The organism is Nakamurella panacisegetis, from assembly GCF_900104535.1.
GTDB lineage: Bacteria > Actinomycetota > Actinomycetes > Mycobacteriales > Nakamurellaceae > Nakamurella > Nakamurella panacisegetis.
On sequence record NZ_LT629710.1, the window covers coordinates 1551475 to 1577408 of the forward strand.

Annotated in this window: 25 protein-coding genes; 15 read left to right on the plus strand and 10 right to left on the minus strand. The window is 69.8% G+C overall.

All coding sequences use genetic code 11. The features are described 5' to 3' along the window. The first annotated feature begins 6 nt into the window (after window positions 1–6). From BLS97_RS06835 to BLS97_RS24165, 7 genes are all read left to right on the plus strand, one after another. Window positions 7–486 (plus strand): FHA domain-containing protein FhaB/FipA, encoded by a 480-nt coding sequence (locus tag BLS97_RS06835; protein WP_090475313.1) that lies wholly within the window; start codon window positions 7–9, stop codon window positions 484–486. Further along, a complete protein-coding gene (locus tag BLS97_RS24160) occupies window positions 483–2417 on the plus strand; it encodes a PP2C family protein-serine/threonine phosphatase (protein ID WP_090475315.1) in 1935 nt (644 codons plus the stop codon). The genes BLS97_RS06835 and BLS97_RS24160 overlap by 4 nt, the downstream gene beginning before the upstream one ends. Further along, entirely contained in the window at window positions 2414–3862 is a 1449-nt protein-coding gene (locus tag BLS97_RS06845; protein WP_231988395.1) for an FtsW/RodA/SpoVE family cell cycle protein, read from the plus strand. The genes BLS97_RS24160 and BLS97_RS06845 overlap by 4 nt, the downstream gene beginning before the upstream one ends. A gap of 58 nt (window positions 3863–3920) precedes the next feature. Beyond that, window positions 3921–5399 (plus strand): peptidoglycan D,D-transpeptidase FtsI family protein, encoded by a 1479-nt coding sequence (locus BLS97_RS06850; protein ID WP_090475316.1) that lies wholly within the window; start codon window positions 3921–3923, stop codon window positions 5397–5399. A 1-nt stretch (window position 5400) separates the two neighbouring features. Then, the gene (locus tag BLS97_RS06855; RefSeq protein ID WP_090481564.1) at window positions 5401–6654 is read left to right on the plus strand and encodes a serine/threonine-protein kinase; all 1254 of its coding nucleotides are present in this window, start codon (window positions 5401–5403) and stop codon (window positions 6652–6654) included. Window positions 6655–6946: 292 nt separating this feature from the next. After that, the gene (gene pknB / locus BLS97_RS06860) at window positions 6947–9247 is read left to right on the plus strand and encodes a Stk1 family PASTA domain-containing Ser/Thr kinase (RefSeq protein ID WP_090475318.1); all 2301 of its coding nucleotides are present in this window, start codon (window positions 6947–6949) and stop codon (window positions 9245–9247) included. Window positions 9248–9437: 190 nt separating this feature from the next. After that, window positions 9438–11246, plus strand: coding sequence for a S1C family serine protease (locus tag BLS97_RS24165; protein WP_269457494.1), 1809 nt, complete (start codon window positions 9438–9440; stop codon window positions 11244–11246). A gap of 63 nt (window positions 11247–11309) precedes the next feature. Here the strand turns inward: BLS97_RS24165 and BLS97_RS06870 are convergent, their stop codons facing one another. Next, the gene (locus tag BLS97_RS06870; RefSeq protein WP_090475320.1) at window positions 11310–11954 is read right to left on the minus strand and encodes an aminodeoxychorismate/anthranilate synthase component II; all 645 of its coding nucleotides are present in this window, start codon (window positions 11952–11954) and stop codon (window positions 11310–11312) included. Window positions 11955–12127: 173 nt separating this feature from the next. Between BLS97_RS06870 and BLS97_RS06875 the strand changes: the two genes are divergently transcribed. Beyond that, window positions 12128–12775, plus strand: a complete 648-nt coding sequence (locus BLS97_RS06875; RefSeq protein ID WP_157695248.1) for a TetR/AcrR family transcriptional regulator — start codon at window positions 12128–12130, stop codon at window positions 12773–12775. Between the two features lie 69 nt (window positions 12776–12844). Here the strand turns inward: BLS97_RS06875 and BLS97_RS23210 are convergent, their stop codons facing one another. From BLS97_RS23210 to BLS97_RS06890, 3 genes are read right to left on the minus strand one after another with little or no spacing between them, the layout of a single operon-like run. After that, window positions 12845–13003, minus strand: a complete 159-nt coding sequence (locus BLS97_RS23210) for a hypothetical protein (protein WP_090475324.1) — start codon at window positions 13001–13003, stop codon at window positions 12845–12847. A gap of 3 nt (window positions 13004–13006) precedes the next feature. After that, window positions 13007–14191 (minus strand): class E sortase, encoded by a 1185-nt coding sequence (locus BLS97_RS06885; protein WP_231988396.1) that lies wholly within the window; start codon window positions 14189–14191, stop codon window positions 13007–13009. Then, window positions 14188–15003 (minus strand): DUF881 domain-containing protein, encoded by an 816-nt coding sequence (locus BLS97_RS06890; RefSeq protein WP_231988397.1) that lies wholly within the window; start codon window positions 15001–15003, stop codon window positions 14188–14190. Before BLS97_RS06890 ends, BLS97_RS06885 begins: the two co-directional genes overlap by 4 nt. A 246-nt stretch (window positions 15004–15249) precedes the next feature. Here BLS97_RS06890 and crgA point away from each other — a divergent pair, with 246 nt between their 5' ends. Together crgA and BLS97_RS06900 are read left to right on the plus strand one after the other, a co-directional pair. Then, complete coding sequence (gene crgA / locus BLS97_RS06895; protein ID WP_090475328.1) at window positions 15250–15573, plus strand: cell division protein CrgA; 324 nt, start codon at window positions 15250–15252, stop codon at window positions 15571–15573. Between the two features lie 122 nt (window positions 15574–15695). Continuing rightward, a complete protein-coding gene (locus tag BLS97_RS06900) occupies window positions 15696–16118 on the plus strand; it encodes a PH domain-containing protein (protein ID WP_090475330.1) in 423 nt (140 codons plus the stop codon). A gap of 30 nt (window positions 16119–16148) precedes the next feature. On the opposite strand, the gene BLS97_RS06905 is transcribed toward BLS97_RS06900, so the two are convergent. The 3 genes from BLS97_RS06905 to BLS97_RS06915 all read right to left on the minus strand — a co-directional run bounded on the left by BLS97_RS06905 (window position 16149) and on the right by BLS97_RS06915 (window position 18649). Continuing rightward, a complete protein-coding gene (locus BLS97_RS06905) occupies window positions 16149–17186 on the minus strand; it encodes a rhomboid family intramembrane serine protease (RefSeq protein ID WP_090475332.1) in 1038 nt (345 codons plus the stop codon). Window positions 17187–17281: 95 nt separating this feature from the next. Beyond that, window positions 17282–17821: a peptidylprolyl isomerase gene (locus BLS97_RS06910; RefSeq protein WP_090475334.1), complete on the minus strand. Its 540-nt coding sequence runs from the start codon at window positions 17819–17821 to the stop codon at window positions 17282–17284. A gap of 84 nt (window positions 17822–17905) precedes the next feature. Continuing rightward, window positions 17906–18649, minus strand: a complete 744-nt coding sequence (locus BLS97_RS06915) for a DUF2020 domain-containing protein (protein WP_090475336.1) — start codon at window positions 18647–18649, stop codon at window positions 17906–17908. 233 nt (window positions 18650–18882) lie between these two features. On the opposite strand from BLS97_RS06915, the gene BLS97_RS06920 reads away from it, so the two are divergent. Further along, window positions 18883–19287 (plus strand): Fur family transcriptional regulator, encoded by a 405-nt coding sequence (locus BLS97_RS06920; protein ID WP_090475337.1) that lies wholly within the window; start codon window positions 18883–18885, stop codon window positions 19285–19287. Between the two features lie 344 nt (window positions 19288–19631). Here the strand turns inward: BLS97_RS06920 and BLS97_RS06925 are convergent, their stop codons facing one another. Together BLS97_RS06925 and BLS97_RS06930 are read right to left on the minus strand one after the other, a co-directional pair. Further along, complete coding sequence (locus BLS97_RS06925; protein ID WP_090475339.1) at window positions 19632–20399, minus strand: hypothetical protein; 768 nt, start codon at window positions 20397–20399, stop codon at window positions 19632–19634. Between the two features lie 31 nt (window positions 20400–20430). Then, on the minus strand, window positions 20431–21306 hold the full coding sequence (locus BLS97_RS06930; RefSeq protein WP_090475340.1) for an ABC transporter ATP-binding protein: 876 nt from the start codon (window positions 21304–21306) through the stop codon (window positions 20431–20433). A 143-nt stretch (window positions 21307–21449) separates the two neighbouring features. On the opposite strand from BLS97_RS06930, the gene BLS97_RS06935 reads away from it, so the two are divergent. The 3 genes from BLS97_RS06935 (at window position 21450) to BLS97_RS06945 (ending at window position 24499) form a co-directional block, all read left to right on the plus strand. Further along, window positions 21450–22601: a sensor histidine kinase gene (locus tag BLS97_RS06935; RefSeq protein WP_090475341.1), complete on the plus strand. Its 1152-nt coding sequence runs from the start codon at window positions 21450–21452 to the stop codon at window positions 22599–22601. Beyond that, window positions 22598–23254, plus strand: a complete 657-nt coding sequence (locus tag BLS97_RS06940) for a response regulator (protein ID WP_090475342.1) — start codon at window positions 22598–22600, stop codon at window positions 23252–23254. Before BLS97_RS06935 ends, BLS97_RS06940 begins: the two co-directional genes overlap by 4 nt. 63 nt (window positions 23255–23317) lie before the next feature. Next, on the plus strand, window positions 23318–24499 hold the full coding sequence (locus tag BLS97_RS06945; RefSeq protein WP_090475343.1) for a cytochrome P450: 1182 nt from the start codon (window positions 23318–23320) through the stop codon (window positions 24497–24499). Window positions 24500–24517: 18 nt separating this feature from the next. Here the strand turns inward: BLS97_RS06945 and BLS97_RS23400 are convergent, their stop codons facing one another. Continuing rightward, window positions 24518–25171, minus strand: coding sequence for an N-acetylmuramoyl-L-alanine amidase (locus BLS97_RS23400; RefSeq protein WP_197676446.1), 654 nt, complete (start codon window positions 25169–25171; stop codon window positions 24518–24520). Between BLS97_RS23400 and BLS97_RS23405 the strand changes: the two genes are divergently transcribed. Next, window positions 25164–25559: a hypothetical protein gene (locus BLS97_RS23405; protein ID WP_197676447.1), complete on the plus strand. Its 396-nt coding sequence runs from the start codon at window positions 25164–25166 to the stop codon at window positions 25557–25559. The two genes, BLS97_RS23400 and BLS97_RS23405, sit on opposite strands and share 8 nt — an antisense overlap. Window positions 25560–25934: the final 375 nt, after the last annotated feature.

Sequence of the window (25934 nt, forward strand, 5' to 3'; positions counted from 1 at the left end):
ACAGTCATGCCTGCGCTGATCCTCCAGCTGACCAGAGTGGGATTCCTGATCCTCCTCTGGCTCTTCGTGCTGGCTGCGGTCAGAGTGGTGCGGTCCGACCTGAAGATGGCGTCCGACCCGCGGACGGACTCCCGCCCGGCCCGAACCACCCGCAAGGAAGCTCACCGCCCGGCGCCGCTGGCGGCCGGATCGATGGTCCCGGCCATCCTGGTCGTGACGGCCGGCTCGCTGGCCGGCACCCGGCTGCGGCTCGGGTCGGGCACCATCCTCATCGGCCGGGCCGAGGACTCCACCCTGGTCCTGGACGATGACTACGCCTCCACCCGGCACGCCCGGATCGTGCAGCAGGGCAACGGCTACGCGGTGGAGGATCTGGGCTCCACCAACGGCACCTACCTGGACCGCACCCGGATCACCGCCCCGACCCCGGTTCCGGTCGGCGTCCCGATCCGCATCGGCCGCACCGTGATCGAGCTGCGCCCGTGAGCCACGTGATCCGGTACGCGGCACGTACCGACCGCGGACTGTTACGGGCGAACAACCAGGACTCGGTGTTCGCCGGTGACCGGCTGCTGGTGATCGCCGACGGCATGGGCGGCCACGCCGCCGGTGACGTCGCGTCGCGCCTGGTGGTGGCCGCTTTCGTCGACCTCGACGAGCTGCCGCTGGGCAGCGACATGGTCCGCCCGCTCACCGAGGCCACCCGTGAGGGGAACGCTGCCATCGCCGAGATGGTGGAGGAGAACCCCGAGTTCGACGGCATGGGCACCACGCTCACCGCCCTGCTGTTCGACGGACCGGTCGTCGCGCTGGCCCACGTCGGCGACTCCCGCGCCTACCTGTACCGCAACGGCGTGCTGCACCAGATCAGCCACGACGACACGTTCGTCCAGTCGCTGGTCGACGACGGCCGGATCACCGCCGACGAGGCCGCCCACCACCCCCAGCGGTCGCTGCTGCTCCGCGCGCTGAACGGCATGGAGATGGATCCGTCCATCACGCTGCGCGAGACGTCCCCCGGAGATCGGTTCCTGATCTGCAGCGACGGCCTGTCCGACGTGGTCTCGCCGGAGTCCATCGCCGACACCCTGGCCGGCCCCGATGTCGACCAGGTGGCCGACACGTTGATCCAGCTGGCGCTGGTCGGCGGGGGTCCGGACAACGTCACCGTCATCGTGGCGGATGTCCTGGAGACGGGCGCGACCGGTTCGCCCGGCGTGGCGGCCGGCGCGGTCGACCCGGAAGCCACCGGGCCGATGCAGCCGATCCATCTGACCCAGCGCATGCCCCGGGTCCCGCTGCCGCCCATCCCGGAGGACATCCCGGCCAAGCCCGAGTACGCCCCGGCCGAGGAGGGCCCCGAGCTGCACAACGGGGACGACGAGGAGTACGACGACGAGGACGACTTCTCGGCCGCCTCCGACATCGACGCCCACGACGATCCGGACGACCACGGCATGGTGTCTCCGCCTCGGCGCCACTGGCGGCGCCGGTGGGCCTTCGGCATCGCCTTGCTGGTCTTGATCGGGGCCGGACTGACCGGTTCGGTGCTGTGGGCCAACAGCAAGTACTACGTCGGGCAGGACGGCCGCGAGGTCGCGGTGTTCCGGGGCGTCAACGGCTCGCTGCTCGGGTGGAAGTTCGCCTCGGTGCAGGAGAACTCCTGTGGCACAACACCTTCCGGATGCCGACCGCTTATGGTGACCGACCTTGTGCAAGCCGCCCGGGACCAGGTCAGCGCCGGGATCCCGGTCAGCACGCTGGCCGACGCCCGGGCCGTGATCACTCGCCTGACGTCCGAACAGCTCCCGCCGTGCCCGACCACCGGGACCGGTTCGACCCTTTCCTCGCTCACCCCGGCGTCATCGGGAGCGGCGTCGTCCTCCGTCGCCGCGTCGAGCGCGCCCACCACCCCGACCTCGTCCGTGGTCGTCCCGCCGACCACCGCGGCGAAGACCACCGCGGCCAAGACCACCGCGAAGGTCACGCCACCGAGGACGACGGCCAAGTCCACAGCCAAGGCGACGGCCCGGACGGCAGCAAGAACCACCAGCAAGGCGTCCGGCGCGGCGAAACCCACCACCACTCCGCGTGCCGTCAAGGCCACGACCACCGCCCTGAAGGCGATCGCCCCGGTCACGACGACCGTGGTGGTCACCGTCAACCCGTTGGCGCCGTCCGCCGCGGCTGTCACCGACGGCCAGCACCTGCGGTCGCGCGGCGTGCTGCCCACCCCAGCCAGTGCCCTTGGCACCGCGCCCATCACCCGCTCCAACCCGGCCGGAGTGACCCCGACGATCACCGTGTTCACCACCACCACGCTGTTGCCGACCGCGGCCACCCCGTCCGCCCAGCCCGGCACGCCGCTGGTCAGCCCGGCCGCCGAGCCGGGCGTCACCTGCCGGCCGGTGTCGTGAGCCGCGCCGCCGGAAACCTGGCCGACACCGCCCCCGGTCGCGCCGCCCGACGGACCGGACGCGGGGCCGAGCTGTGGATGCTGGTGTTCGCCGCGATCATCGTCACCGGCGCCCTGATCGTCGTCGAGCTGAACCAGGGGCGCGGCCTGACCCTGCACCTGGCCTATTACGGCGGCGGTTACCTCGTCGCCCTGACCTTCGCGCATGTGATGATCCGCCGGCTCGCGCCGTACGCCGACCCGGTACTGCTCCCGCTCGTGGCTCTGTTGAACGGCATCGGGCTGGTGATGATCTACCGGCTGGACCTGGCCGCCCAGTCCAAGGCGGCCGCCAACGGCACCCCCGCTCCGGCCGCGCAGGCTCCGGCCCAGCTGCTGTGGACGGGAATCGCCCTGGTGCTGTTCCTCGGCGTGCTGTTGGTGATCCGCGACCACACCGTCCTGGCCAAGTACTCCTACACGCTGCTGCTGCTCGGCCTGTTGTTCCTGGCCCTGCCCGGTGTCCTGCCGGCCAAGTACTCGGCGGTCAACGGCGCCCAGATCTGGATCAAGATCCCCCATCTGTTCTCGATCCAGCCGAGCGAGTTCGCCAAGATCGCCCTGATGATCTTCACCGCGTCATTCCTGGCCTCCAAGCAGAACCTGCTGGCCACCGCGGGGAAGAAGATCTTCGGGTTGGTCCTGCCGCGGGCCCGTGACCTCGGCCCCCTGCTGCTGGCCCTGATCATCTGTCTGGCCGTGCTGGTCAGGGGCAACGACCTCGGCACGTCACTGCTGATCTTCGGCGTGCTGCTGATGATGGTCTACGTCGCCACCTCGAGGGTGTCCTGGCTGATCATCGGTCTGATCGGCTTCTCCGGCGGCGCGTTCGTCGCGTACAAGCTGTTCGCGCACGTCCGGGTGCGGGTGGACATCTGGCTGCACCCGTTCGCCGACCCGCTCGGCACCGGGTACCAGCTGGTCCAGTCGCTGTTCGGTCTGGGCACCGGCGGCATCTTCGGCACCGGCCTCGGGGCGGGCCGGCCCGACATCGTGCCGTTCGCCTCGACCGACTTCATCACCGCCGCGCTCGGTGAGGAACTCGGGCTGGTCGGGTTGTCGGCCATCCTGGTCTGCTACCTGCTCATCGGCGGCCGCGGGCTGCGCGCCGCCATCGCGGTCAAGGATCGTTTCGGGTCGCTGCTGGCCGGCGGACTGTCGTTCTCGCTCGTCTTCCAGATGTTCATCGTGGTCGGCGGCGTCACCCGACTCATCCCGCTGACCGGCCTGACCACGCCGTTCCTGTCCTACGGAGGGTCTTCCCTGCTCGCCAACTACATCATCCTGGCGCTGCTGGTCCGGATCACCGATTCCTCGCGGCGGCCGCCGGCCCCGAGGGCGGCGAAGAAGGAGACGCTGCTGGAAGCGAAGACCGAGATGGTGCCCGTCGCGCGGGCCGACGCATGATGCGGCCCCGCTCGGTGCCGAGGACCGCCGACCCCCGGCCCGGCCAGGAGGTCGAGCGATGAAGAGGCCACTGCGCCGCGTTGGCACGGCGATCACCATCCTGGTGCTGCTGTTGCTGGGCAACATCACCTACATCCAGGTGGTCAAGGCCTCCGCGTACCGGGCCGATCCGAACAACTCGCGGACCCGGCTCGAGGAGTTCCAGCAGCCGCGGGGCCAGATCACCACGGCCAAGGGCACAGTGCTGGCGCAGTCCGTCGCCAGCACCGACAGCTACAAGTACCAGCGCAAGTATCCGCAGGGCGCGATGTACAGCCCGGTCACCGGATACTTCTCGTCCTACTACGGCGCCAGCGGCATCGAGCAGGCGGAGAACTCCATCCTCTCCGGCAGTGACGACAACCTGATCGGCGACCGCTTCTCCGATCTGCTGACCGGACGGGAACCGCGCGGCGGCAACGTCCAGCTCTCGATCGTCGACGCCGTCCAGCAGGCCGCGTACAACGGGCTCAAGGACAAGGGTTACGTCGGCGCGGTGGTGGCCATCAAGCCGTCGACGGGGGCGATCCTGGCGCTGGCCTCCACCCCGTCCTACGACCCGACGTCGCTGGCCAGCCACTCCGAGGCGGTGCAGAAGGCGTACTCGGCCAAGATCAACTCCGCCGTTCCGTCGCTCCGGCTGAACCGGGCCCTGTCGGCCGACTACCCGCCCGGATCGACCTTCAAGCTGGTCGTTTCCGCCTCCGCGCTGCAGAACGGCTACACCCCCACCTCCAGCGTCACCGGCGTCTCGAAGATGAGGCTGCCCGGCGGCGGCACGCTGTCCAACTTCGAAGGGGAGGACTGCGGCACGGCGGGCGGCGCCGATGTCACCCTCACCGTCGCCCTGGCCTACTCGTGCAACACCGCGTTCGCCTCGGTGGGCATCGCCCTGGGGGCCGACAAGCTGAAGGCGCAGGCCAGCGCCCTCGGCGTCGACCCGGCCGGCACCAGCATCAACAACATCCCGGTGGTCGGTTCCCGCGTCGGCCCGATGGTCGACGGCGCCGCGGTCGGGCAGAGCAGCATCGGTCAGCGCGACGTGGCGTTCACCCCGTTCCAGGACGCCGTGATCGTCTCCACCATCGCCAATCACGGCAAGCGGCTGGCCCCGTACGTGGTCGCCGAGACGACCCGACCCGACCTGTCCGTGATCTCCAAGGCCCAGACGACGGTGGTCAACCAGGCGATGCCGACCTCGGTGGCCGACCAGATCCGCGACATGATGATCCAGTCGGAGAAGGACATGAAGACCGACCCCAACCCGTTCGCCGGGGTGGTCATCGCGTCCAAGACCGGAACCGCCGAACACGGTACCGATCCGAAGCACACCCCGCCGGACTGCTGGTACGTCGCGTTCGCCCCGGCAGACAACCCTCAGATCGCGGTGGCCGTGCTGGTCGAGAACGGCGGCGACAAGGGCCTCGCGGCCACCGGCGGCTCCGTGGCCGGACCGATCGGGCACGCCGTCATCGGTGCTGCCCTGGCCGGCCAGTGACATGGCGCTGACCCCAGGTCTGTTGCTGTCGGATCGCTATCGCCTGACGAGCCGGATCGCCGTCGGCGGGATGGGCGAGGTCTGGGCGGCCGACGACACGCGGCTGGCCCGGAAGGTCGCCGTCAAGATCCTCAAGTCCGAGCTCACCAGCGACCCCGAGTTCGTCGATCGGTTCCGGGCCGAGGCCCGGATCACGGCCTCCCTGAACCACTCCGGGATCGCCGCGGTCTACGACTACGGCGAGGTGGCCTCGATCGTCGGCGGCCCCCGCGACACCGCCTACCTGGTGATGGAACTCGTGACCGGCGAGCCGCTCTCGGCCGTTCTCACCCGCACTCCGCGCCTGTCGGTGCCGCGGGTACTGGATGTACTCGAGCAGTCGGGGCGGGCGTTGCAGGCCGCCCACGCGCGGGCGCTGGTGCACCGCGACATCAAGCCCGGCAACATCCTGATCACCCCGACCGGTCAGGTGAAGATCACCGATTTCGGCATCGCGAAGGTGGCGCACCAGGTGCCGGTGACCCGCGGCGGGATGGTGATGGGCACGGCCCAGTACCTGTCCCCCGAGCAGGCGGCGGGCAATGAATCGTTCCCCCCGTCCGACGTCTATGCCCTCGGCGTCGTCGCCTACGAGGCCCTGGCCGGAGTACGCCCGTTCAACGGCGAGAATCCGATCGCGGTGGCCATGGCCCATGTCCGTGACGAACCACCGCCGCTGCCGCCGGACATTCCTCCTCCCGTGTCCGCGCTGGTGATGCGCATGCTGGCCAAGGACGCGGCCCGGCGTTTCCCCGATGGCGGAGCTCTCGCTCGCGCCGTCGCCGCGGTCCGCGGTGGCGCTCGTCCCGCGACGGCCGGTCCGATCACAGGCGCCTTCCCGGCCGGCCAGGTCACCGGCACGAGCCGCCCGGCGACTTCCTCGACCGGTCACCCGGCAGCGTCCGCCTACCCGGCCGCGTCTCCGCAGCCGGTCTACGCCCCGCCCGCCTACGCACCTCCGGTGCGGGCCGCCACCCGGGCCACCCAGGCCCGGACGCCGGCGCCCTATCCGGCCCCGGTCAACCGCCGCACCGGCGTGGCCGTGCTCGTGGCCATCCTGGTGCTGATCCTGGTGGCCATCCTCGGTGCGGTCATCCTCACCCACGTCGGGACCCCGGGGACCAGCGCCGACACATCGGCGGTGGACTCGACCACCCGGCACGCCGACGTCCCCGTCGATCGTCCGGCTCCGACGACCGGGATCGCAGACTTTTGAGGTACGTGGCGCTTTTCACACCGACCCGCCGCGCAACTCGCCGCCCCGTCACACGTCGTCCCAGAGGTGCTCTCTGCCCACGGCGCCGGGCGACGTCGCCCGGCCATGCCAGTGACCCAGCTCCCGAGATGGGACAATGGAGACCTGCGGCCCGGGGGTGGGGGCGCGGCGAGTCGCCTGACGACCAGCCGCCGGCCGGCTCAGCACCACAGGTTCAACATTCGGAGCCACTCCGGATGACGCCAGGCCGCCCGTCAACGGGTGGCCGACGACACGATGATGAAGGACGGCGATGACGGGACATCTGTTCGGCGACCGCTACCAGGTCGGCGACACCCTCGGCTTCGGCGGAATGTCGGAGGTCCACCGGGGACGGGACCTCCGCCTCGGCCGGGACGTGGCGATCAAGGTGCTCCGTGCCGACCTGGCCCGCGACCCGTCCTTCCAGACCCGGTTCCGCCGCGAGGCGCAGAACGCCGCGTCCCTGAACCATCCGGCCATCGTCGCGGTCTACGACACCGGTGAGACCGAGGGCGAGACCGGGCCGATCCCGTACATCGTGATGGAGTACGTCGACGGCGAGACCCTGCGCGACCTGCTGAAGCGGGAAGGGTCATTGGCCCCGAAGCGGGCCATGGAGATCGTCGCCGACGTCTGCGCTGCCCTGGACTTCTCCCACCGCCACGGCATCGTGCACCGGGACATCAAACCGGCCAACGTCATGCTCACCCGGGCCGGGGCGGTCAAGGTGATGGACTTCGGCATCGCCCGGGCGGTCGCCGACGGGCAGGCCACCATGACGGCCACGGCCGCGGTCATCGGCACCGCTCAGTACCTGTCGCCCGAACAGGCCCGCGGCGAGGCTGTCGATGCCCGGTCGGACGTCTACGCCACCGGTTGCGTGCTGTTCGAGCTGCTGGTCGGGGCCCCGCCGTTCACCGGGGATTCGCCGGTCGCCGTCGCCTACCAGCATGTGCGCGAGGATCCGAAGGCGCCCAGCGATGTGAAGCCGGGCCTGCCGAAGGAACTCGACTCCATCGTGCTCAAGGCGCTCAACAAGAACCCGCTCAACCGCTATCAGACCGCCGCCGAGATGCGGTCGGACCTCGTTCGCGCCCTGTCCGGCCAGGCGGTGCACGCCACTCCGGTGATGAGCGACGAGGAACGCACCCAGATCATGCGGGCCGAACCCCAACGCGTCGGCGCTGCCGTGGCCGCCGGACCGTCGCTGCTCGCCCCGCCCCGCCGGCCGATCGCCGACGAGCTGTGGGAGGAGGACGAACCGGCCGACCGGACCAAGAAGGTCTGGGGTTACGTCGGGATCGGCGCCCTCTGCCTGGCCTTGCTCGGGGCGGCCATCTTTTTCACCATCAAGTTCACCCAGACACCGGCCAAGCCGGCCCAGGTCGCGGTGCCGTCGGTGCAGAACCTCACCCTGGCCCAGGCCCAGGCGGCCCTGACCAACGCGGGCCTCGTCGTCGGGACCCAGACCAAGGTGCCGTCCAGCACCGTTCCGGCCGGCAGCATCACCCGGCAGTCGCCCAGCGGGAGCACGACGGTCGACAAGGGCACCAAGGTCGACCTCGAGATCAGTGAGGGCGTCCTGGCCGTGGACGTGCCGAACCTGAACGGCCTCACCGAGAGCGCGGCGAAGCAGGCCGTGATCGGCGCCGGTCTGGCCTGGGGCAAGGTCAATCTGGTCACGTCGAGCGACGCCCAGAAGGATCTGGTCATCAAGCAGACGCCGGACATCGGCATGTCGGTCAAACCCGGCACGACGGTGGTCGCCACCATCGGCACCGGGCCCACCTACACCGTGGTCCCGAAGGACCTGGTCGGCAAGACATTCGCGCAGGCGCAGGCCGAACTCAAGTCGGCCGGGCTCGTCGCCACCGAGGTCCAGGCCGACGGCACGGAACCTGCGCACCAGGTGAAGTCGGTCTCCGACGCCGGAGCCCGGTTGCAGACCGGCAGCTCGATCACGGTGACCACGTCGAACAACTCGCTGTTCGTGGTCCCGAACCTCAGCAACCTGACGCCCGACCAGGCCGCCCAAACCCTGAAGGCCCAGGGCTGGAGCGGCAGCACCGCCGCGTTCATCGTCAAGAAGGCGCCGACGACCGACTCCACCGCCCTCAATCTGATCCCGAACTCGGCCGTCCCGATCGACGATGGCCAGGGTGGCGCCGGTCCCGTCACCCCGCCGCAGGATCCGGCGTTCCAGAAGACGGTCCGCAAGGACGCGCTGTTCACGATCGTCGTCTACGAGAAGCAGCTGCTGACCGTCCCCGGCTTCACCCAGAACGTGAGCACTCCGGGCACCATCAATCTGGCCGGGTTCAGCAACGTGACCCTGGTGACGACGCCGTGGACGGCCCCTCAGGTACCCGGCACGATCACGGCCATCAACGGTGCGTCGGTCGGCTCACGGGTCCCGTTCGACACTCCGCTGCAGATCGTCGTGGTCGGTGCGAAGCCGGTTCCGACCACCCCGACCACACCGACCACCCCGACGACGCCCACCTCCGCGACCACACCGACCACGCCGACGACGCCCACGACGTCGTCACGCCCCGGCCGCGGCGGAGGCTGACCGGCGCCGGGTCCGACCGCTTCGGCTGTGACCAATGGACAGGGCCCCGGTCCGACCGTTTCCCAGGTCGGCCGGGGCCTGTCCATGCCGCCCCTTCATGGCTGCACCACACAGGGTCTTGACAGCGATTCATCCGGGCGATCCAAGCCGCGCTCAGATGTTCCACACGCTCAGGGGCGACTGTATCGACATGAGCAGCGAGGACTTCCCCAGGACGCAGGACAACGGTGACTCCGTGACGAACTCGGTGCCCCAGCCGAGCGCCGACCCGGCCCCGACCCACCAGCCGGATCAGGCCGACCTGGGCGCCGTGTACGCGGGTGCCCCGGCCGGAACTCCGATCGTCGTCGACGCGGCCGGTGAGGCCTCGCCCCCATCGGTCTGGATCGGTCAGCACCGACCCGAGGACGGCCAGGACACGGGTCCGGTACAGACGGCGTGGTACGAGGGGTCCGGCGCCCAGAACTCGCCGTCGTCCCATGGCGCGACGCCGTCGTCGCCGAACCCGCCCGTCCCGTACAGCGATCAGCCGGAAGCCCCGATGTGGCAACCGCGGCCCAGCGGTGCGTTGTCGGCCGAGGCCTGGTCCGCTCCGTCCCCGACCACCGCGCAGCCGTCGACCGGGGCCGGCACCGGCTCGTATCCGGCGGACCAGTACGGCCAGTACAACCAGTACGGCCGGTCCGATCGCGGCTACGGCCAGCCCGATCGCTCCTACGGCCAGTCCGCCGACCCGGGCCAGAACTACCGCGGCTACCCGCCCGCCCCCCTCGGCTACGCCGGTTCGGCCTACCCCGGCTCGACCGGACCGGCCGGAGCGACGGCGGTCGTCCCCAACCGGGCGACGCAGCGCAAGGGCACGGCGTGGTTGGTCGCCGCCGCCATGGTCGTCGCCATCGGTGGCGGGGTCGGCGGGGGTTACCTGGCCGGGCGGTCCTCCGGGAGCTCGGCCGTCGCGGACAGCTCCCTCACGCAGCAATCGACCTCCCCGGTCGTCTCCGACACGCAGACGGTGGCCGCCGGCTCGGTCGAGGCGGTCGCGGCCAAGATGCTGCCGTCGGTGGTGTCGATCCTGTCCATCTCCTCGTCGGCCGAGGGTGAGGGTTCGGGCATCATCCTGTCGTCCGACGGTCTGATCCTGACCAACAACCACGTCATCGAAGGCGCCAGCGAGCTGACGGTCAAGTTCAACGACGGCACCACCAAGTCGGCCACCGTGGTCGGATCCGACACGACCGACGATCTGGCCGTCATCAAGGTGGCCGGCGTGTCCGGCCTCACCAAGGCCACCCTGGGCTCGTCGGCCAATCTCAAGGTCGGCCAGCAGGTCGTCGCCGTCGGGTCACCGCTCGGGCTGTCGGCCACCGTCACGTCCGGCATCGTCTCGGCGCTGAATCGGCCGGTGCGGACGTCCTCCGAGGAATCCCAGTCCCCGGGTCAGTCGAACAGCAGCGCGCAGGACACGGTGCTGAACGCGATCCAGACCGACGCCGCGATCAACCCGGGTAACTCCGGGGGGGCCCTGGTCGACATGAACGGCCGGGTGATCGGCATCAACTCCGCCATCGCCTCGCTGTCCAACAGCAGTTCGTCGTCCCAGTCCGGGTCGATCGGCGTCGGCTTCGCCATCCCGATCGATCAGGCCCACCGCATCGCCCAGGAGATCATCAACACCGGGCACGCCACCCATGCCGTCCTCGGCGCCACCGTGGGCGACGCGCCCGACGGGAACTCGCAGAACGCACAGGCCGCGGCGGCCGCCGGGCTCAGCGTCGGCGCCAAGATCAGCACCGTCACCTCCGGCGGCGCGGCGGCGGCCGCCGGGCTGCAGGCCGGCGACGTGATCACCAAAGTCGGTTCCGCGGTGGTCGATTCGGCTGACGCGTTGATCGCGACCATCCGGTCGCAGGTCCCGAACAGCAAGGTGCAGGTCACCTACCTGCGCGGCACCGCCACCATGACGGCGACGGTCACCCTCGGTTCGGCCGTCTCGAACTAGCCCGAACGAGAGGGCCCGGCCGATCCTGGGGATCGGCCAGGCCCTCTCGCGTTGTCCGTCAGGTCAGCCGGCCATGGCCCGGAGCCGTTCGACCTCGTCCTCCAGCGGGGGCACCAGCCGGGAGGCGGCGGCATCGCCGCAGATCGCCAACCAGTTGGCGAGCATCCGGTGTCCGCCCTGGGTGAGCACCGACTCGGGGTGGAACTGCACCCCTTCGATCGGGAACTCGCGGTGCCGCAGGCCCATGATCACGCCGCCCTCGGTCCGCGCCGTGACCTCGAGTTCGGCCGGCACGGTGCCCTCGACCACGGCCAGCGAGTGGTAGCGGGTGGCGGTGAAGGGCTGCGGAAGGCCGGCCAGCACGCCTCGTCCGTCGTGTCGTACCTCGGAGGTCCGTCCGTGCAGCAGCTCCTCGGCCCGGTCGACCACACCACCGAAGACCTCGGCGATGGCCTGGTGCCCGAGGCAGACCCCGAGTACCGGGAGGTGACCGGCCGACCACCGGACCATCTCCTCGGTGACACCGGCGCCGGCCGGCGTTCCCGGCCCCGGCGAGAGCAACACCCCGTCGACGGCCAGCAGCGCCGCGTCAGCGGTCGTCACCTCGTCGTTGCGGCGGACGATGCACTCCGCGCCGAGCTGCTGCAGGTACTGCACGAGGTTGAAGACGAAGGAGTCGTAGTTGTCCACCACGAGGATGCGGGTCACTTGGTGAGTTTCCCAGATCGGCCCGGCGATGCCGTCATCGGAACGACAGAACGCTCGATTGCCACGCCCGGGGCCGACGGGTGCGGATTAAACTGGGCGGATCGAAATCGTCCGTTATGTAACAGAATGTCCCATTTTTGCCTCTCATCGCTGACGAATCCGAGGCGGTCGAAGTGGATCCACGCGTCGAACGGACCCGCGAGCACGTCCTGTCCTGCGCCCGCACCCTGCTCGCCGAATCGGGCGCGGACGCCGTCACCTTTTCCAATGTCGGCAAACGAGCTCGGGTCGCCCGTCAGACGCTGTACCGGCACTGGGCCACCCGGGAGCAACTGATCGCCGACGTGCTGGTCGCGGCCAGCGACCTCGGTCGGGAGACGCCGGCCGAGCGGACCCCGGAGGCCCATCTGCGCGCGTTCCTGTACGACTTCCGGGCCCGAATGGCCGGCCCCGCGATCGCCAGTGCGACCACGTTGCTGATGGCCCACGCGACGACGGACCCGGGCAGCGCCTTGACGCTCCGGACGATGGTCGACGACCGGATGGCCGCCCTGCGCACCGGCTGGGGTCAGTTCACCGAGGACGAGTACGCACTGATCATGGGCCCTTGCGTGTTCCAACTACTGGTCCTGCGGCGACCGCTGACCGACGAGTTCATCGAATCCGTGATCGCCGAGGCGATCACCCGCCGTGGTGCTGTCTTCGTCCCGCAGTCGAACTCGTCCCCGGCGGTCGGCTCCCACCCGCCGGGATCGAACCGCCTCGGCGTCGGCCACGGCAGCCGAGCGGTCGGCCATACCGGGGCCGGCGGCACCGACTAGACCTCACCCGATGGGCGAGCAGGCGCCCTCCGGGATCCGGCCCTCCGGGATCCGCGAACGGGCCCTTGATCAGGTTGCGGTGGTGACGTGGTCGAACGGCAGATAGGGCTCCAGCCAGGGGAAGACCACGAAGAACAACAGGGCGACCACGGCCAAGAAGATGATCAGGGCCTCGAGCAGCTTGACGGCTACCGGGCCGGGGAGATGGCGCCAGATCCAGGTGTACACGTCTCAGCTCTCGTTCAATTCGGGCGGCAGGAACTTGCCCGACTTCTTGTAGGTCTTCACCAGAACACCGTGGATGATCATCCGTTGGGTGTCCGAGAACTGCGGATGACAGGTGGTCAGGGTGATCAGACGTTCGGCATCGGCGGGCACCGTGGTGGACTCCACGTGCGGCACCGGGAGCACCTGAGCGTAGTCCGACGGCACCGTGATCTCCCGGCCGAGCACATCGGCGTACTGACCGGTCTGGGGCTTGACCCCGTCGCAATGGGCGTGCTGGGTGGAGGTCCAGGTCGCGATCTCGTTGGCCATCGGGAGCACCCGGTAGACGAACCACTCGCTCTGCGTCTCGATGACGATCGCATCGCACGAGTTCAGCAGCCCGAGGTTGTTGAACGGTGATCCCTTGGACACCCGGTGTCCGGCCACCGCGAAGTTCCCCTTCTCGCCCGGGTACTGGGTCTTCTCGTAGTGCCCGGGCCCGGCGTACAGATCGTCCGTCGTTGTCCCTTCGATGATGGTGAACGAGTAGTCGGCGCCGAAACTGGGCACGTAGATCCGGGCGAACCCCTGACCGTTGAGCGTCTTGTAGTTCCGCTTCCTGGTCGCCGGGTTGACCACGAGCTTGTTCGGGTCGGTCACCGTGACCACGTCATTGTCCTTGCTGCCGGCGGCCGTCGTCCCGGCGGTCGACGGCTGGACCGTGGCCCAGGCCTGTTCCAGGGCGGTGGTCGCCTTGACCTGCTTCTCGTGCCCGAAGATGTCAGTGACGTAGACCTCGTAGACCACGAACAGCAGCACCACCATGCCGGCGGTGATCAGCGTCTGGCCGATCCCGCGGGCCACGGTGCGCACCCGGTCCCGCGGAGGCCGGATCTCGTTGTGGTTCCGTGGCCGCTCGGCCGGACCTTCGGAGGGCCCGACCATGGCCGAGGGGATCAAGGCGGTGGCATCGGCCGGCTCGGCCGGCTCGTCCGCCTCGTCGGGCGTCGAGAAGCCGCCCGCCGTGAACAGTTCAGTCGACTCGAACGGGGCCGGGGTGACCGGCGAGACGGCCGGGATGACCGCGGTGTCGTCCGCGCGCCCCTGGTGGTCGTCGGTGCCGTCGGCGGGCAGGATCCACGGCCCGGGCGGCGTCGGTTCCGGCGGGCCGGGCTGGTCGGGTTCGTCGGGCCGGTGGCCGTCGGTCATTTCGTCTCCTGATGTGCTGCCGTCATACGGATGAGACCCGCATAAGCGGGCAGCGTCACGTCTTTCACTTGATCAATCTCGAAACCGAGCTGGAATTTCTGGACGTAGGTCTGGAACAGGGCGACGCCGGGCTCGGTGTCCAGCGCCCTGGACATCTTGGTCGCGTCACCGATCGCGGTGATGACGAACGGCGGGGAGTAGGTCCGGCCCTGCAGCAACAGGGTGTTGCCGATGCAGCGCACCGCCGAGGTGGTGACGACGCGTTGATCCATGATCATCATGGCCTCCGCGCCGCCGGCCCAGAGGGCGTTGACGACCGACTGGACGTCCTGCTGGTGAACGACGAGGTCGTCCGGAGCAACCCCGGCCGGATAGTTGCCGTCCGAGTCGCGTTGGGCATCGGACAGGGACACCCGCAGGGCCGGACCCTTCACGGCGGTCAGACCGGCCGCGCCGGCCAACGCGGACGCTCGCTGCCGGGCCTTGGCCACCTGCGGGGACACGTCCGATCCGGCGAGCGCATTGATGTCCGACTGCAGCGACGCCGCCCGCGCCTGGGCCGCGTCGACCCGGCTACCGGCCCCCTTCACCAGCACCGACAGGTCGACCGACCGGTTCCGGATGTCCTCGCCGTGCGAGTACGAACGAGCCGTGCCAAGGAGGGCACCGGCGACCAGGAAGACGCCGATCGACGCGGACTTCCAGGCCCGACGGGAGGAACCGGCACGCCGCCCGGACGTCTTGGGGACGTCAGGCGCAGAGCCCTGCGGGTCGACGGATGCCGGGTCCGCTGCCGATGCCTCGCCTGTCACCCGACGCCCTTCCTGACGCATCCCACCTTGCTGACGAAGCGTTGACCGAAGGTCCGATTCCCCATGACGGTCCCGCGATTCGACACTGAGCACGTAGGCTAGGCGCAGGCATGTACGGTCCCGGTTACCCGTCACCGTGCGATCGCCGACCAGCGGCGATGCCTGACCGGGTCGCCCGAATCAGCAGTTGAACAGTCATTTTCTTGTTATCACAGCAGTACCCATCCCAGAGCAGCGAGGAACGACGTGCCCAAGTCCAAGGTCCGCAAGAAGGTCGCCGTCGCCACGGCCAGTTCGTCCGCCCAGGCGAACGCGAACTCCTACACGACGACCAGGGTGAAGGTGGCCGGCCCATCCGGTCCGCTCTACATCGGCATCATGCTGGGCCTGATGGTGCTCGGCCTGCTCTGGCTGATCGTCTACTACCTCTGGGGCGGCCGCAGCTACAACGCCAGCGGCGTACTGATCTCGAACGGTCTGCCCCTGATGAACACCCTGGGCAACTGGAACTTCGCCGTCGGCTTCGCGCTGATGATCGGCGGTCTGCTGATGACCATGCGGTGGCGCTGACGCTTTCGAGCCGGTCCGGGCCCGGAACAACACGTGTGTAATTCCATCCCCACTGTGGACAACTCGTGTGGACAACCTCCGGTGGACACCCGTGACGGTGGATCCGCAACAGCCGACCCGCGATGACCGGGCCAACCCGTACGTGGGGGGTCCGGCCGCTCATCCCGACGATCGCGGGCCTGCTGTGCCTGGCCTTCCTGATCTGGGTGATCGTCGCCGGGGCACCCGAGGATCGTCTGGTCGCCGGGGCCGGCGCGGGTGTCACCGCGATCGCCGGAGCCCTGCTGCTGACCATGCGCCGCCGGCTGACCGCCGGCCCGGACGGGCTGGTCGTACGCGGACCGGGCGGCATGCGCGTATTCCCGTGGGCCGGGATCGTGTCGATCGCCGCCCCCAGCCGCCGACGCCGGGGTCTGTCCTCCACGTCATTGGAGATAGAGCTGGACGACGATCTCCTGCTGGTCTTCGGTCGGACCGAACTGGGCGGGATCGACCCGGCGGACGTGGTCGCCGCGTTGAGCCGCTGGTGGCCCGCGGTCCGCTGACCGGATCGGCGGGACGGCGGGTTCGTCGCCTCAGCCCGAGCAGCTGGTGTAGTACCCGTCCGAGCTGATGCCGCAGAAGACCGAGCCGATCTGGGCGTCCTTGATGACGACGATCGCGACCACCACGACCAGTACGGCGATCACCGTGCCGATCAGTACGTTCCGGGCGATGGCCGGTTTCGGGTAGACCATGGCCGCCGTGACGGCGAGTCCGACGACCAACCCGCCCAGGTGCGCCTCCCAGGACACACCGCTGATCTGGAAGCTGGCGTAGATGTTGATGGCCAAGACCAGGATCAGCTGGCGGAGGTCGAACCGGTACCTCTTGAAGACGACGACCAGACCACCGAGAACGCCGAAGATGGCCCCGGACGCGCCGACGCCGAACGCCAACGGCGAGCTGAGCAGCATGGCGCAGGCCGAACCACCCAGCAGTGACAGCACGTACACCGTCACGAAGCGTCCGCGGCCCAGCAGGCCTTCCAACGCCACCCCGACGAAGTACAGCGACAGCATGTTCAGCGCGATGTGGATGACCGACGCGTGCAGGAAGCCGCTGGTGAACAGCCGCCACACCTGGCCGGAGGCGACCAGGTAGCTGGACTCGCCGCCCTGGCGATAGACCCAGGAGCCGGACAGGTCGGTTCCTGACTTCGCCTGGAGGGCGGTGATCAGGAAGATCACCAGATTGACGGCGATCAGCGTGAAGGTGACCACGGGCCGTCGGCCCTGGATGGCACCGGTCACCGTACGCACGGGGCGCTGGACGGCGCGGCCCTGCGCCACGCACGCCGTGCACTGGAATCCGACGCTGGCCGGGGTGAGGCAGTCCGGGCACGCCGGGCGACCGCAGCGGGTGCAGTGCAGGGCGGTGACCCGGTCCGGGTGGACGGTGCACGTCTGCTGGCCCGACGATCCGTACGGCGCCTGGCCGTATGGAGCCTGGCCGTACGGCGGGAGAGCCCCGTACGGGGCCTGGCCGTAGGGCGGCGGGGCCTGGCCATACGGAGCCGGGGTCCAGGAAACCCCAGAAGGGTCCTGGCCGGGGGGCGGGGTCGGGTTCGTCATGTGTTCATCGACTCACCGTTCGACCCCGACCGACCACGCCGGACCGTCCTGGGGCTTCTCATGTTCGGAGGCGGGACTGGCGCTGACCGGGAAGGTCAGGCCTCGTCCTTGCGCTCGATGGTGATCGAGTTGATCACGACGTCATCGGACGGCCGGTCGAACCGGTCGGTCGCGGTGGAACCGATGGCATCGACGACCGCACGGGACTCGGCGTCGGCCACCTCACCGAAGATGGTGTGCTTGTTGTTCAGGTGCGGGGTCTTGCCGAGGGTGATGAAGAACTGCGATCCATTGGTGCCGGGGCCGGCGTTCGCCATCGCCAGCAGGTACGGCTTGCTGAAGCCGAGGCCCGAGAAGAACTCGTCGCCGAAGGTGTAGCCGGGGCCGCCGCGGCCGGTGCCGGTCGGGTCTCCGCCCTGGATCATGAAGCCTTCGATGACGCGGTGGAAGATCGCCGAGTCGTAGAACGGACCCGACTCGGTACCGGAGGCGTTCTTTCCGGAGTACTTGCCGGTGCCGTCGGCCAGGCCGACGAAGTTGGCCACGGTCTTGGGCGCCGCGTCGGGCAGCAGTTCGATCCGGATGTCGCCACGGTTGGTGTGCAGGGTCGCGTAGAGGTTACTCACGCCGTCCATCCTGCCACGTAGGGGGAACTGCGCAGATCACGCGGGCCGGTTGCCGGGTCGACTGCCGGTCCACGCGGTGGCTGGTTCACTGGTTCAGTTGGGGACCGAGCAGTAGTCGGGCTTCGCGCCCGCCTGCAGACCGAGCCCGTAGATGGCGCAGACGGCGATCACCCTGGCCTTGATCGACGGGCTCTCGTTCTCCTCGACGACGACCGCGATGTTGCCACGCGACACCGCGTAGACCGACTTGGCCTTCGAGTCCTGGGTCATCTGGCCGCCCGTACTCATCGATCCGCCACTCCAACCGGTCGGTTGAGATGCCGGCTGCGACCCGGCGATCGGGACGTGCTGGTTGACGGCCGCCGTCGCGGCCCGCGCGTCGGCCGCGGCGATCACCCGGACGCTGGCCATCAGTCCGCCGTCGGACCGGTAGAACACGCAGATCGGGTGGGGTGCGACCTTGAGCAGCTGGGTCTGCCCGTGGTGCTGGCCGGTGACCTCGGAGACGACGTCGGCACTCAGGTACGGGCAGTCGCCGTCGACGGCGGCGGGTTCCTTGGTGGCCGGCGGCCCACCCGCCCCCGCGGTGATCGTGGCACCACCCTTTGTCCTGGTCACGGTGGACACGGCGGTCGACCGACCCGACGTCGCAGCCGGAGTGCTGCGGCTCGCGGTCGTGGTCATGGTGACCGTGGACGTCCCCGTCACCGTCGTCGACGCCGCCGGGGCCGAGCCGGACCGCGAGGTGCAACCGGACACCAGCGCCACGATCACCGCCGCGCCGACCAGCACGCCGGCCCGCGTCCTCCGGCCGGCCGGACGCCATACCTGCACCACGTCAGACTCCGTTCCACTTCTTCTCGGCGACCGACGGCCGCATCTGTCGGTCACCCTAACGACGCGGCCATGAACTCCATGTGCATCGGCGGGCGGGCTCGGCGCGGGCCCGGAGGTCCGCCGCCGGTCGGAGCACCCGGCCGCCCGGCGTGACACCGGCCCGCACGCGGCCGGACCGATACGATGGCCCTGCCGGGGGTCGATGTCCCCTGGTCCGGACGAAGGAGTGGTTCATGGCGGTGACACAGCGCCGGAACACGTCCCAGCGGGCGGTCATCACCTCGCTGTTGGCCGGCACCGAGGAATTCGTCTCGGCCCAGGACCTGCACGCCGCCCTCCGGGCCTCCGGCTCCACCGTCGGCCTGGCCACCGTCTATCGGGCCCTGCAGGAGATGGCCACCGCCGGCGATCTGGACGCGGTGCGCAACGAGACCGGCGAGGTGCTCTACCGCCAGTGCGAGCAGCCGGCGCATCATCATCACCTGGTCTGCCGGTCGTGCGGGCTCACCCAGGAGGTGGCCGCGCCGAACGTCGAGAAGTGGGCCCGGGCGGTGGCCGAGGAGTACGGATACGTCGATCTGGACCATCAGGTGGAGTTGTTCGGCCTCTGCGCCGCATGCGCGGCCAAGCGCCCCTGACCCTGACGCCGACACCGGCCGAACCGCTCTCATCTCCCCCCGTCCACGACGAAACCCGGCATCCCCGTCTCGCCGGGAATGCCGGGTACGCGTTACGGATTGGTAACGACTTGCTGTGGCAAGCAACAGATCGGGCCGACCGACCGTCGAGGCGGTGAACCAACACGCACGACCCGGCAGGACAGACATCGGGCGGCTCGGTGCGGTTGCTGTGCAGCTCGAGGGGTGCCCGCACAGCTCGCCCGGTGATCGCTCCTGTTCGGGCAGTGGTGGGACCGCACTCCCAGCGCTGACGCAGCCCCTCTCGCGTCCCGGGATCGCCCGCCCCGACGGCTCGGAGTCTCCTACTTGACCTCGCGCTTCAGACTGCGGACGACGCCCACCACCGTCGGCAGCACGATCCAGAACGCGATCGACGTGGCGCTTTGCGCGGCGTGGCCGAAGGGCGTCGAGGACGACAGCCGGTCGAACGCGGAGAAGACGTCCAGCCAGTCCGAGTTGGATCCGAGCAGCGCCGGCCCGGCGGCGGAGTAGATGGTCGGCGCCACGAAGTACGCGGCCACCGCCACGGCGGTCTGGGCGCTGAGCGCCCCGAAGCCGGCGGCCATCGTCACCTGGAGCATGGAGATGATCAGGAAGCTGGTCAGTCCGCGCCCGAGGCCGGTGTAGTCGGCCGTGTGTCCGCTGATCAGACCGCCCACAGCCACCCCACCGAGGATCAGCAACTCGGCGGCCACGGTGGCCGCGGCGGCCAGCGCGATCGAGGCCACGAACTTCGCACCCAGCACCCGGCCGCGGCGCGGCGAGAGGGTGAACGTGGTGAGCGCGGTGCGCTGGGTCCACTCGGCGGTCATGCCGAGCAGCCCGATCATCGCGATGGCCATCCCGGCCGCGGTGAGCAGACCGGAGTACTCCTGCCAGGACGGCGGTCGGGTGGCGGTGTTGAACAGTTCCCAGGTCGTCCCGGCCAGCACGATGAACAGGACGGCGCCGAGGACGCCGAGGCCACTCCGGGTGCTGATCATCTTCCAGATTTCGACCCGGGTCAGGGCGGAGAATCGTTGGGGGGCAATGCGAGTGGTCGTGGCAACGGGAGTGGTCAGGGTTGTCATCAGGATCTTCCTTCTTGGGTGGGTGCGGGGTTCAGGCGGCGGCGGGGCTGGTGAGGCGGAAGAACACGTCCTCCAGACCACCGCCCTCGCCCAAGGCGGTCAGGACGGCTCCGGACGCGGCGGCGACCCGACCGACCTCTTCGGCCGAGCCGACGACGTGCAGGGAGCCGTCGTCCCGGGTGGTTGCGGTGAGTCCGGCGCCGGCCAGGGCCGCGGCCAGGGCCGGACCGTCGACCGCCCGGACGACCGTCCCACTACCGGCGAGCATCTCGTCCAAGGACCCGTCGGCGACGATGCGGCCGTTGCCGATCACCACCAGGCGATCGACGGTGGCCTGCACCTCGCCCAACAGGTGGCTGGAGAGCAGCACCGTCCCGCCGCCGGCGGCGAAGTCCTGCAGCAGCCCGCGCATCCAGCGGATGCCCTCCGGGTCCATGCCGTTGGCCGGTTCGTCCAGCACCAGCACCGACGGATCCCCGAGCAGGGCGTTCCCGATGCCGAGGCGCTGCCGCATGCCCAACGAGTAGTTGCCGACGCGACGCTTGGCCGCGCCGGCCAGACCGACCCGATCCAGCATCTGGACGGCCTCCTTCGCCGGAACGTCCAGCAGGCGGGCGGTGAGCTTCAGGGTCTCCAGACCGGTGCGGCCCGGGTGCTGGGCCGCGGCATCGAGCATGACGCCGATCAGCCGCCCTGGATTGGGCAGCCGCGCGTAGGACGACCCGTCGATGGTGACGTGGCCCGAGGTCGGCGGCGTCAGACCGGTGAGCATGCGCAGGGTGGTCGACTTGCCGGCGCCGTTGGGCCCGAGGAAGCCGGTGATGGAGCCGACCTCGCACCGGAAGGAGACGTTGTCGACCGCGAGGTGGTGGGCGTACCGCTTGGTGAGGTTCTCGACGTTGATCATGGCGAGAACTCTGCCGATCGGGCCACCTGTGGCACATCGAGCGAGCGTCGCGACCGTCCCCCTACGAAAGTCGCGACCGAACCCGGAGAGCGGCGACTTTCGGCTCACCCCGCGGCGGACGGGGCGGCCATAGGCTGATCGGCATGCGGACGGCGAAGCGGTGGTGGCGGGCGGCGACCGGCCCGCTCGGCCGCGACGTCGCGGTGACGGCGTTGTCGATGGTCTACACCGTGGTGTCGGTCTTCATCGATGTCCCGTCCTTCGGCGGCAGCACCCCGAAGTGGCTGGTCGCCGTTCTCGGTGTCCTGGGCACGGCCGCCCTGCTCCTGCGGCGGCGCTACCCGATCCGGGTGGGTCTGCTGGGCATCCCGGTGGTGTTGCTCACCGGCAATCCGTTGCCGACCGGTTTCGCCCTGATGCGGGTGGCGATCGTGCGCCGGGATCGGGTGCTGGTGGCCGCGACGGTGATCGCGGCGACGGCGTTCGCCGCCCCGGTGCCCGGTTCGGGTCAGCATTTCGACGCCAACGCGCTGATCGGCGGCACCGTCGGTGCGTTGATCTTCGCGTTGTGGGGCGCCTACATCGGGGTGCGCCGCGATCTGATCACCTCCCTGCAGGAGCGGGCCGATCGGGCCGAGGCCGAACGGGAGATCAGGGCCGAGCAGGCCCGGTTGGCCGAGCGAGCTCGGATCGCCGGCGAGATGCATGACGTACTCGCGCACAAGATGTCCCTGATCGCCCTGCAGGCCGGCGGACTGGAGGTCAACGCGGCCGCCGGTCCGGAGGTGGTGGAGCGGACCGCGGCCCTGCTCCGGGTGACCGCCCGGCAGGCCCTGGAGGATCTCCGCGAGGTACTCGGTGTGCTGCGTTCCGACGGGCAGGAGCTCCGCCCGCAACCGGAACTGGGCGACCTGGAACCGCTGGTCGAGTCGTCGCGGGCGGCCGGGGTGCCCGTGTCGCTGGACGTCACCGTGCCGGTGACGCCGCCGGCCGCCGTCGGCCGGGCCGTGTACCGGATCGTCCAGGAGTGCCTGACCAACGTGCACAAGCACGCCCGCGGCGCCGCCACCACCATCACCGTCACCCAGGAGGGCAGCGCCATCACCACGGTCGTCACCAACCGTCGGCCGGTATCGGCCGGCAGCCTGCTGCCAGGCGCCGGATCGGGACTGATCGGCCTTCGCGAACGCATCTCGGTCCTCGGCGGCACCCTCCGGTCGGGTCAGGACCCGGACGGCGGCTGGACCGTCGTCGCCGTGATCCCGGTCGGGGCGCAACGGGTGTTGACCGCATGATCCGGGTTCTGGTGGTGGACGACGACGCCCTGGTCCGGGCCGGTCTGACCATGATCCTGTCCTCGGCCGACGACCTGGAGATCGTGGGCGAGGCGGCCGACGGCGCCGAGGTGCCGGCCGCCGTCGCCCGGTACCGCCCCGATGTCGTGCTGATGGACATCCGGATGCCGACGGTCGACGGGCTGGAGGCGACCCAGCGCCTGCGGGCCACCGCGAATGCGCCGAAGGTGGTGGTGCTGACCACCTTCGACCTCGACGATTTCGTGTTCCGGGCCCTGCAGGCCGGCGCGGCCGGGTTCCTGCTCAAGGACACCCCACCCCGTGAGCTGATCCAGGCCATCCGCGTGGTGGCCGCCGGTGAGGCGATGCTGTCGCCGACGGTCACCCGCACGCTGATCGGGCACTTCGCCGCCGACCGCCGGGACGACCGCAGAAGCGTTGCACGGCAACGCATCGCCGGCCTCACGCCCCGGGAACTGGAGGCGCTGACGGCCGTTGGTCGTGGCCTGTCGAACGCCGAGATCGGCCGCGAGCTCTTCCTGTCCGAAGCCACGGTGAAGACGCACGTCTCCCGATTGCTGCTCAAACTCGGTGTGGCCAATCGGGTCCAGGTGGCGATCCTGGCCCACGAGGCCGGGCTGCTGGAGACCTGAACGCGTAGCTCACCCCGGCTCGGCGATACTTCCGGCGAGCGAACTGGCACGAAGGAGCGACCGATGACCGAAGCATTCATGCCGTTGATGCGGAACGGGCTGGACCCGGTGCCGTGGCTGGCCCAGCGTCAGCTGGAGCAGCCGGTCAGCCGGCTGGAGTTCCCGTTCGGCATCTCGGCCTACCTGGTGACCGGCTACGACGACGTGCGCTCGGTGATCGGCGACACGAAGTCGTTCAGCAACGACTTCAGCAATGTGGTGGCCTCCACCGCTGGGCAGGCGACGGCGGCTCAGGACCCGGGCGGGCTGGGGTTCAGCGACCCGCCCCAGCACACGAAACTCCGGAAGGCGCTGACGCCGGAGTTCACGGTGCGGCGGCTGGCCCGGTTGGTGCCCCGGATCGAGCAGATCGTGGCCCAGCAGCTGGACGTGATGGAGGCGCGGCGGGCCACGGGAAGCGTCGACCTGGTCGAGACCTTCGCCATGCCGATCCCGTCGCTGGTCATCTGCGAACTGCTCGATGTGCCGTATCCCGATCGCGCGGACTTCCAGCGGCTCAGCGGTTCCCGCTTCGACATCTTCGGCGGCGCCGGCACCGGCCTCGACGCGATCAGCGAATCCCTGACCTTCATGCGGGAACTGGTGGCCGCCCAGCGGCAGGTGCCCGGTGACGGCCTGCTGGGCATGCTGATCCGCGAGCACGGCGACGAGCTGTCCGACGCCGAACTGGCCGGCCTGGCCGATGGTCTGCTGGTCGGCGGCCACGAGACGACGGCGAGCATGCTCGCGCTCGGTGTGGTGCTGCTGCTGCAGCATCCGGACGTGGCGGCCGCGCTGCGCGCCGATGACGAGGCCACCGGTCCCACCGTCGAGGAGATGTTGCGGTATCTGACCGTCGTGCAGCTGGCCTTCCCGCGGTTCGCCAAGCAGGACATGGAGTTGGGGGGTCAGTCGATCAAGGCGGGCGAGATGGTGCTGTGCTCGCTCTCCGGTGCGAACCGTGACCCGGCGCTCGGCGAGAACCTGCAGTCCTTCGATCCCCGCCACCTGTCCCCGCACCTGGCCTTCGGCTACGGCGCGCACCGCTGCGTCGGCGCCGAACTGGCCCGGATGGAACTGCGGATCGCCTACCCGGCCCTGCTGCGGCGGTTCCCCGGACTACGGCTGGCCACCGAGCCGGATCAGATCACGTTCCACGAGTACTCGGTGGTGCACGGCGTGGACGACCTGCCCGTCACCTGGTAGCTGCGCCCGGCCCACCGGTCAGGACGCCGACCCGCCGCCCCGCAGGAACTCGAAGACCCCGTCGGCCAGACCCTGGGCGTATCTCCTCTGCCCGGAGTCGGAGGACATCAGCCCGGCTTCGGTCGGGTTGCGCATGTTGCCGCACTCGATGAGGATCTTCGGTCGGGTGGAGCGGTTCAGACCGGTCAGGTCGTCCCGTTTCCACAGGCCCCCGCTGCCCAACGTGTTGGACGGCGGGAAGCCGACCCCCTTGACGCCCGCCGCGATGCAGGAGGCCAGGCGCAACGACGCCGCAGCAATCGTCGCTCCGGCCGGGGGCCGGGTCGCCGTCAGGACGTAGAAGCCTTCGACGTCGGACGGCGCACCGTCGCCGTGGATGGACACCACCGCGTCGGCGTCGGCGTTGTTCTCGATGGCCGCCCGCTTGTCGGTGCAGGGGCCGACGCTCGAGTCGTTCGATCGGGTCATCACCACGGTGATGCCTTTCGCCTCCAACATCGGCCGGAGGTAGGTGGCGACGTTCCAGGCGAACTCGTGCTCCGGGTAGCCGGCGTCGGTCTGGGTGCCGGTGGTGTTGCAGACGTGCCGCTGACCGTATCCGCCGTCGATCATCTGGTTGATGATCTCCGGGTGGCTCTCGTTGGCGCCGTTGTGGCCGGGATCGATGGCCACCACCTTCCCGGCCAGTCCGGAACCACCGGCCTTCTTGGTGCTCGACGGCGCGCTGGCGGTCGTGCGGGACGAGGAGGTCGACGTCGGGGTCGGGGTACTGCTGGACCTGGTGGTGGTCGGGGCAGCCGGACTGGAGCTCGTCGGGGTGGGGGCGGTCGTGGTGTGGGTGACCGTGCTGGTGGGGGTGGGCGTCGAGGACACCGAGGTGGTGGCGCTGTGGCTGTTCAACGGCGTGAGCGACAGCCGGGTGCCGGCGATCGACGAGGGCGCCGCTGACGAGGCCGACGTGAGGCCGGGCACCGTTACCGGGGGCCGGTTGGGAACCGGAGGCGGCGTGGTCGCGGCCGGACTGCCGGCGGCGGTCGAAGCCGGAGCGTCGGCGTGCTGACCGGCCGCTTGGCCGCAAGCCGCCAGCAGCAGCGCCGTCATGCCCTGACCGGCAACGATCAGCGCGGTACGTCGATTCAAGTGGGAAGACACCTGCTCACCCTGACAGCCGGAACTGGGTTCCTCCGGTAGGCACGACGGTACGCGCCGAACTCTCACGGACAGCGACCGAAGATCTCGTTCCGATAACGAGGGCAATCGGACCCATCCGGCGCAGGGGGGTCCCCGAATCACCTGATGTCAGCCGGAGAGGAAATCCGGGAGTTCCGAGATCCACCCGAACCCGTTGCCCCGCAATCACTCCGGGCGTCAGGTATCGGGTTTCGGGCGACACCACGTGATCGCTCCGCCCGGCGCCCAACGCCGCCGGCGGATC